This window comes from Tenacibaculum amylolyticum (genome assembly GCF_964511145.1).
GTDB classification, from domain to species: Bacteria; Bacteroidota; Bacteroidia; order Flavobacteriales; family Flavobacteriaceae; genus Polaribacter; species Polaribacter amylolyticum.
Genome location: NZ_CAZEFZ010000063.1, coordinates 375311 through 383238 on the forward strand (window position 1 = coordinate 375311; position 7928 = coordinate 383238).

A 7928-nucleotide genomic window follows, 5' to 3' on the forward strand; every position below is an offset into this window, starting at 1 on the left:
TATAATCCATTAGGAAATAAAATTGATTCATTGGGAAATTAAAAAGTGGAGTTAATACTTGAAAAAAGTAGTTTTAAATACTTATTTGATTTCTAATTTAATTCTAGCTTTTAAGTACTGTAATACTTTATAGTATATTTAGAGACAGAATAAAAATATTCGTTTTGAATTACTTACAAAGAGTCTTATTACTTTTAGTTTATACTTGTTCTATAGTTTCGTTGCTTGCACAGCACCCAGTATATACCCAACTTACAGAAAAAGATGGATTACCTGATATAGAATTTTACGATATAGTTGAAGATAGAGAAGGATTTATTTGGTTAGCAGCTGATAAAGGTTTATTCCGTTATGATGGGAAGAAATTTAAAAATTACACACATTCTGAGAAAAGAGGGTTGTCTGTTTTTGGCTTAAAATTAGATGAAAAAGGGAGAGTTTGGTGCAATAATATATCAGGGCAATTTTTTTATGTAGAGAATGATTCGTTAAAGTTATTTAAAGATGTTAAAGAGGATACGAATGGAGAGCTAACAAATTTTATTTTTTTTAAAGATAAGTTGGTTGTTTATTATTACAGAGAAATTATTTTGGTGGATTTAGATAACCCTAATTCGATTAAAAAAATTAGTGATAATAATAAAACAATATCGACTTTCAAAAATAGAGACAGTCTTTTATATGTTATTGAAGATAAAAAATTCAGTAGCCTAGACGGAGAGTCGTTCAATCAATGTAAAACTTTTAAAAACAAACTGCACTCAGATTTTTTTTACATTAATTGGAGATTTATTCATTTTCAAGGGAAGAAATTCTTTTTAGGTTTAGAACATTTAGCTTCAAAGGTTAAGAGGCAAAATAATCGATTAGTACTTGAAGCAAAGGATAGTTTGGAGGAAGTTGAATTATCAAATGATTTAAAATATACACCCTATATAAATTACTTTAGATTTAAAGATTTACTATGGTTAGCAACTGAAAATGGTGTTTTTATATGTGATTATGTTAATGGTAAAATAGTTGTTAAAGACCACATTTTTAAAGGTAAAAGTATTACTAAAATAATTAAAGATAGGAACAATAATTATTGGTTTACAACCTTAAGAAATGGAATTTATATCGTTCCTAATATTCATCTTAAAGAGTTAAAGTTAGACTTTGAAGATGCTAATATTACAGCGATGAGTAAAGTTGGTGAGGATAAGATACTTTTTGGATCATCAAAGGGAAGTCTAGAAATTGTAAATATTAATACAGAAGAAAGGAAAAGATTTCCGACTTATAGAAAAGACAAGGTTTTTGCAATAACACCAATAAATAAAGATAGCATTATTGTAGGTTATGGTGGTTTCACTTCACTCATAAATATTGATGACTTTAGTAATAAGAATATTTCAAATTTTTATTTAACCGGAATAAAGGATTTTTCATTTATAAAAGATAATAAGATTTTGGTAGCCTGCTACAACATGGCAGGAGAAATAACATTAGAATCAAAAGAATTTAAAGAAAGAAGACTTGGTCCGTTTCGTTCTTACACAACTCATTTTAGTGGAAAGAATGATAGGAGATACGTCGGTTATGTTAATGGAACAAGAGCTTATGATGCTAATTTTAATGAAATAGAAATACTACATAACAAGAAAGAAGTATTCACAATAGACATAGGAGAAACAAATGATGGTACCATTTGGTTATCTACGTTTAAAAATGGGATTCTCGGTATTCGAAATGATAGTGTATATGTTAATTATACTATTGAAAACGGTCTGCTTTCAAATTTAACTAGAGAAATTAAAGGAGATGGTGATAATTTATGGATTTCAACTACTAATGGAATTCAAGTATTAAATACTAAAACTAAAAAGTTTAGAAACTTAACTCGTAGGGATGGAATAAATACATATAATATCTCCGATATTATACCTTTTAAAAACAAACTATTTTTTAGTTCCAATAAAGGAGTGATTGAGGTTGATAAAGAAAAGGTTTTTAAAGAGACGAATATATTAGAGTTTAATTTCACAGATGTGCTAATCAATGATAAAACTCAAGATCTTAAAAAGAGCTATAGTTTAAAGTCAGACGAGAATAAAGTTCAATTCGAATTTCAAATAAATGGTTTTTTATCAGAAGAGAATGTACAGTATGCCTATAAATTATCAGACGAAAGAAATAAAGATAAGTGGAATATTATTGATCAAAATATAAATCAAGTTACCTTTAATAATCTTGCTTCCGGAACTTATGAATTCACATTAAAAGCTACATTTATAGATAATCCTAAGAAGGAATTTACCCGAGTAATAAATTTTTCGATAGCTTTACCTATCTATAAAGAATGGTGGTTTGTGTTTCTAATATTTTTATTAGGCGTTTTAATTATTTGGTATCGTTTTAGTCAGCGATTAAAGACACTTAAAAAAGCGCAAGAAGTAGCTTTGGAAAAAGAACGATTGCAGAAAGAATTAGTTTCAACTAAGTTAGAAACTTTACGTTCTCAAATGAATCCACATTTTACATTTAACGCATTGAATTCTATTCAGAATTTAATACTTAAAAACGATAAAAAAGAAGCTTATAATTATCTAACAAAGTTTTCCAATTTAATTCGGGATAATTTACACTTAAGCACTAAGAGTTTTGTTGTTTTTGAGAAAGAATTATCTTTGATTAACAGGTATTTAGAGTTAGAGAAACTTCGGTTTAAAGATAGTTTTCTATATGATATAATAGTTGGTGAAGATGTTGAAGATATTAAGATTCCAACAATGATAATTCAACCTTATGTAGAAAATGCTATCAAACATGGATTACTTCACAAAAAAGATGGTGTAAGAAAACTGGAAATCGAATTTTATCTTGAAGATAAGGTATTAGTTAGTAAAATAACTGATAATGGAATTGGAATGAAAAAATCTAAAGAAATACAAGAGGCTAATAAAGTACAAAGAAAATCGTTTTCAACAGAATCCATCCAAGAACGTTTATCCTTTTTGAGAGATTATTATGAAACAGATATCGGTGTAGAATATCCAAATGTAAAGGAAGGAACAACTGTAATCGTAAAAATCCCATATTACATATAAAATTGTTTTTCATGATTAATTGGGAAGAATTTTAAAAAGCTTAAAAAAGAACATAATGTCATTCTATGATTTAATTAAGTAGCTATAAAATCAAATGAAAATAAACTTAAAAAAATACTTATATAACCAAGATGAAAGTTTAAGTGGCTTAGAAAGTAAGAGAATTACAATTCTTAATTTTTGTTGTTTTCTAATTGTATTTGATATAGTATTCTTTACTATAAAGAGAGCTATTGAAAATGAATTAAACCTTCAAATACTTACAAGTTATATAACATACATAGGACTATTTACTGCAGTATATGTTTTGCAGAGGAACAAGTATTATGTTCCTGCAAGAGTATTATTTCTAGTTTCATTTACGTTAGCAGTTTTTGTGTTAACACAAGTTTTATTTATATATGAAAACACTGAATACAATTACCTAGGGTTACCAATGTTAGCATTATTTTTCTTTGATAAGAAATGGATACATTATGCAGCCTTATTATTTTCGATATTCTTATTTTTTATACCCTATTACATTACTCACAAAAGAAATTTAGATAGTTTTATTCCTGCAGAAAAAGTCTTTTTATTCATACTGTTATTTTTAGTTGTCAAGCTTTTTAAGGACGTAAATGAATCCAATGAAAAAAAACTAGAAAACGCCTACAATGAATTGGAAAAAAATAAACAAAGTGAATTGGCAAGTTTACGTTTCAAATTACTAAAATCTCAGTTAAATCCGCATTTTATGTTTAACTCCATAAATTCAATTCAGAATTTAGTTCTTAAAGGAAGTAAACACGAAGCTTACGATTATCTAACTAAATTCTCATCGTTTCTAAGAGAAAACCTAAATACAAGCGAAAAAAGGTTTATCACTTTAAATGAAGAGTATTTATTATTAGAGCGGTATTTAGAGCTAGAAAAACTTCGATTTAAGGAAAATTTTGAATACAAATTGAATAAGGTCAATAATATTGATACTGTTAAAATTCCAACAATGATAATTCAACCTTATGTAGAGAATGCTATAAAACATGGATTACTACATAAAAAAGAAGGTTTACGAACGTTAGAAGTGAATTTTTCTATAAAAGATAAAGTTTTAGTTTGTGAAATCATTGATAATGGAATTGGGGTAAAACGATCTAAAGAAATTAAGAAATCTAATGAGCTAAAAAGAGAACTATTTTTTAATGAATCAATACAAGAACGAATTTCTTTTTTAAAAGATTATTATATGAAAGATGTGGATGTAGTATATCCAGAAGTAGATAAAGGAACAATGGTAATTTTAAAAATCCCTTACACCATAGAAAATGAGTAATTTAAAAGCAATATTAGTAGATGATGAAGTAAATGCTAGAGAAAACTTAAGATACTTACTAGGAGATTTCTGTAAACAAGTTACGATTGTTGGGGAAGCTTCAAATGTTGACGATGCAGTTGTTATAATTGAAAAAGAAGCACCACAATTGGTGTTTTTAGACATAGAAATGCCTCAGAAGAATGGCTTTCAATTATTCAATGAAATTAAGGAGGTTTCATTTCAGGTTATTTTTATTACTGCTTACGATAATTATGCGATCAAAGCTTTTCAAGTAGCGGCGGTAGATTACTTATTGAAACCAGTAGATATTTCATTGTTGCAAAAAGCAGTAGAAAAAGTAGAGCTGCAATTAGAACAAAAAAAATCGGATGACAGAATAAAAGTGCTACAAGAGAATAGAAAGAAATTTAAGAAGATAGCGATTCCTTATAAAAACGATTATGCGATTTTAAATATTAATGATATTGTTTGTATTCAAGCAGATCGTGTATACTCCGTGATTTCTACTGTAGATAAAAAACAATTTGTAGCGTCTAAAAAATTGAGCTATTATGAAGGATTATTTAAAGAAGAAGGTTTCTTCGTTAGAATTCATCGATCTTGGGTAATCAATACGAATTATATTGAGGTTTATTCTAAAAGAGAAAAGCAAATTCAATTGAAAACAGGGAAGTTAATTCCTGTAAGTAAAGGATATAAACAATCTTTTGAAACAATATTTATCTCTTAATTAATCCTTTAGGAAACAAAAAATAACCATTCGGAAATAATAAACTGAGTATTGAATTACTATGATATTCTTTTGTTTGAAAATTAATTACATAGAATGTTATGGTAAAAAAAATACTTTTTTTCTTCATACTGTTTTCGGTTAATATTATTCTGGGACAGAAACCAACAAATGGCATAATAGCAAATTACGAGTTTACCAACGGAGTTATAGGATTGGGAAGACAAGGAAATAATGGAAGCTTTATTGATGATAGGCTTGGACAAGTTAATAGTGCATTTAATTTGAACGGAGATAAGTTAGGCCGATCAGATTTAAATTATTCAGGAAATGAAGCTACAATTTCTTTCTGGGTTAAAACTAATACAAATGAATCAGCAGTAAAGACAATTTATGAAGATGCAAGTAATAGAAATAATCCTAATAATGATAGCTTTGGAAGTTGGACAGGACATTATTTTTATCTTAAAAATGGAAAGATAGGTTATGTTTTAAGGCATTCTTACAGAAAAAACTTGGTAGGTAGTCAAGATTTTTTATTACAAAGACGAGAGTCGAATCAACAAATATCTGATGGCGGATGGCATCATGTAGCTGTTACCATTAAACAAGAAGCTATACCTAAAAATGCTTTTGTACAAGGTAGACAAATAATAGAATATGTAACTACAGCTATTTTGTATATTGATGGGAGTCAGTCAGTAACTTCTACAGTTTCTAAATCAACAGCATATGGGCAAGGAGGAAATTGGCATCCAGAAGGAGCATTTGCTGGAAATGTTTATGTAGGTAGAAATAGAAATGATAATTTATCTCAAACGAATCGTTATACAGATGGTTTTGATGATTTAATAGTTTATAATAGAGAGTTATCATCAGCAGAAGTATTATCTGTAACTTTGGATAAATCTTATTGTTTACCTATATCTACTTCTAATTTTAATATAACAAATATTACAACATCTCAGGCAACTTTAGATTTAATGAATCCAGATGTATACGATATTGCATATCATAAAAGCACAGAAACATTTAATGATGCAGTAATAGTATCTGGAGTTGACAGAAGCACGGGAAATAATACACTTTATGATATAACAGGGTTAGATCTAATCACTGATTACTTAGTTTACATAAGAAACCAAGGGTGTAATATTTGGTCTCCAGCCAAAATGTTTAAAACATTAAGAAACCCCACGCCTTTTTATGTTAATGCAAATGCAACTAGTAATGGTACTGGTGTTTCATGGAGTGATCCATACAATAATTTAACAGATGCTCTTAATGATGTAATTAATAGTTCACAAAGTAATCCAGAAATTTGGATAGCTAAAGGTACTTACAAACCTCATGTATCAGATAGAAATGTTTCTTTTCAGTTAACTAAATCTGGAGTTAGAATATATGGAGGTTTTGCAGGTAACGAAACATCATTATCTGATAGAGATATTTCTTTAATTCATACAACTAACGAAACTATTTTAAGTGGAGATTTACAGGATAACGATGATAACAATATATCATTTAATAATGCAACAAGAGCAGATAATAGTTTAAGAATTGTAAATATAACAACTGAAGATATTGAAATTAATGGGGTAACGATATCTGGAGGATATGCAGATGCAGCTTCTGGAGATGGTCGATTTGGAGCTGGATTATCTGTTGATCAAACTTCAAGTAACTTTGTAATTAAAAACTCTATTATAAAAAATAATGTTGCATTTTGGGCAGCAGGATTGAGCTTGTCAGGACAAACGACTTCTACAAAAGTAAAAATAGAAGCTAGTATTTTTGAAAACAATTTAACATCTAATGGAGCTTCAGCATTTTATGTTGTTGCTACTCAAAGCCAAGCGGTAATCGACTTTACACTTGTTAATTCATTATTTAGAAATAATAAAACTATGGATGATGGAGCAAGAAAAGCAAATGGATTAAGTGCTGGTTGGGTTCGTTCATATACAAGCGGAGCACAAATTAACTCAACTATTGTAAATAATACTTTTGTTAATAATGTTAATGAAGGGACAGGAACTTCTGATTTTGCTACATTAGGTATTAGTCAACAATCAGGTTCTTATGGTCAACTTAATATTTCAAATAATATATTTTGGGAAAATAGTAATAATAATGGAAGCATTGCCTTAGCAATTGGAAAAGGGCCTGATACCAATTTAGCAAATGGTATAGAAATAGTTAATAGTATAGATGAAAATAATTTCTCTAACATAACTAATAAAACGAATACGAGTAATTCAGATCCATTATTTACAGATGCTCCAAATAATGATTTTACCTTACAAGCAGGTTCACCAGCAGTAAATACAGGAGATAATACAAAAATACCATCAAGTATTGTTGTAGACTTATTAGGAAAAGTAAGAATTCACAATACTACTGTTGATATGGGAGCTTATGAGTTTGGAGCAGGAAATTATTTGCCAAGAACTTTAAGTATTGCAGCAACCAATGGATCAGTAACTACAAATCCTAACTTAACAACAGGAGGAGTATATAATGACGGAACTTCTGTTGAATTAACCGCCACACCAGATGTAGGCTATCAATTTGATGGTTGGAGTGGAGACGCTACAGGAACTACAAATCCATTAACGATTACAATGGATGCTGATAAAACAGTTACAGCAATGTTTAGTAAGATTCAACGTGCATTAACTATCAATGCTACAAATGGTTCGGTTAGTACAAATCCTAACCCAACAAATGGGACGTATGATGATGGAACTGATGTTACTTTAACAGCTACACCAGCTGCAGGTTATCAATT

Annotated in this window: 4 protein-coding genes; all 4 read left to right on the forward strand. The window is 28.8% G+C overall.

Annotated features, from left to right (window positions below):
- The first annotated feature begins 164 nt into the window (after positions 1-164).
- A complete protein-coding gene (locus ACKTTC_RS14755; protein ID WP_408040611.1) occupies positions 165-3089 on the forward strand; it encodes a sensor histidine kinase in 2925 nt (974 codons plus the stop codon).
- Positions 3090-3183: 94 nt separating this feature from the next.
- Positions 3184-4404 carry a sensor histidine kinase gene (locus ACKTTC_RS14760; RefSeq protein ID WP_408040612.1) on the forward strand — a complete coding sequence of 407 codons (1221 nt, stop codon included), beginning with the start codon at positions 3184-3186 and terminating at the stop codon, positions 4402-4404.
- Entirely contained in the window at positions 4397-5137 is a 741-nt protein-coding gene (locus ACKTTC_RS14765; RefSeq protein WP_408040613.1) for a LytR/AlgR family response regulator transcription factor, read from the forward strand. The genes ACKTTC_RS14760 and ACKTTC_RS14765 overlap by 8 nt, the downstream gene beginning before the upstream one ends.
- A 101-nt stretch (positions 5138-5238) precedes the next feature.
- Positions 5239-7928, forward strand: a 2690-nt coding sequence (locus ACKTTC_RS14770) for an InlB B-repeat-containing protein (protein ID WP_408040614.1), incomplete at its 3' end; no start/stop codon positions are given.